This is a genomic window from Cedecea neteri NBRC 105707 = ATCC 33855 (genome assembly GCF_001571265.1).
Classification (GTDB): domain Bacteria; phylum Pseudomonadota; class Gammaproteobacteria; order Enterobacterales; family Enterobacteriaceae; genus Cedecea; species Cedecea neteri.
Map to the genome: position 1 here is coordinate 1 of NZ_BCTL01000119.1, position 1221 is coordinate 1221.

At 50.7% G+C, this 1221-nt stretch carries 2 protein-coding genes; both read left to right on the forward strand.

The annotated features are described in order from the left end of the window. The first annotated feature begins 169 nt into the window (after nt 1–169). Nucleotides 170–547, forward strand: coding sequence for a hypothetical protein (locus CNE01S_RS24035; protein ID WP_061279225.1), 378 nt, complete (start codon nt 170–172; stop codon nt 545–547). Then, on the forward strand, nt 544–1221 hold a 678-nt coding region (locus CNE01S_RS24040; protein ID WP_072279239.1), incomplete at its 3' end, for a hypothetical protein. The genes CNE01S_RS24035 and CNE01S_RS24040, both read left to right, overlap by 4 nt.

Sequence of the window (1221 nt, forward strand, 5' to 3'; positions counted from 1 at the left end):
GGCACCATCGTGGAGATAGACCGGGAGCCGTTTTTCGTTAAAACGGATTCACTGAAACCAGCCCGTTAATTTAACGCTGATTTAAACCGAATTTAAATTTCCATTAATTATGGCGTAAACCGTCAGGGGACTGCTTACGCCTGAATTACCCAGTCAAGGAATTAATGAAATGAAAACAGATAAAGTCTGGCAGGCAATCACACCCCCTGATGGCTATTCAGTAGAACCGGGCTCATCACCATTACGTTCTGATGAGTCTGTAAAGAAAGAAGTTGAGCGCACCGACTGTGCTTATCAGCGGCTGGTTGCGCCCAAATCCCTTGATCAGATCATGAATAAAATCACGCTGGAGGCGATTGCTCAGCATGAGCGTTTGCTGGCTGAACTCTCTGTCTGTGAGACGCTGCCTGATGAGGCCAGGTATTTCTATGACGGTCACTGGACTGTGGATGGTGTAAACGGCGTAACAGAGCAGTTTGCTGAAGGCTGGAATGCCTGCCTGAACAGTATTCGCGCTGCTAGCAATCTGTGTAAGGGGGGGGTATGAGCAAACGCAGAGATATTCTTACCTGCTTTCTGCGCGATGTGGCGCTGCATACCCTGCAAATTCATCGTGATGATGGGCTGTACCGCCATCTGCGCTTCAAACGCCCAGGCACTAATGCCTACTACTTCGATATTGTGACCTGGCCGGGTTATCTGACCATCACTGGCGACATGGGGACATGGACATTCAGCCGCGTCAGCGACATGTTTAACTTCTTCATGGATTCTCATTTTGGTCATCGTGCGAGCTTCGTTATCAATCCTGGATACTGGTCTGAAAAGTTTGAAGCTGGCGCAGGTCGCAGCCGCCGGGAATCCCCCTGCTATGAGTTCGACTCAGAAGCCTTTGATGGGGCTCTGCAGCAATGGCTGGGTGCTTATCTGGAAAACTGTGACGACGAAGAGGACCGGAAGCAAGCCGAAGAGTCCATTAAGGAGCTGTGCGGCAATGATTTTTCCAGCGAGTCAGAAGCTTACCACGCTTTAAATGACGCCTACTTCCCGATGGGGGTTACCACCTACGAAATTCTTGAGGACTCAGGGAGCATGCTGACACCCGGCTATCACTACCTGTGGATTTGCTACGCCATCGTCTGGGGGATTGAGCGGTATCGGAATACCCAGCTTGTAGAGCGTGCCATGGGCACCTTCCTGGCCATTAACGGTTTTGTGGGG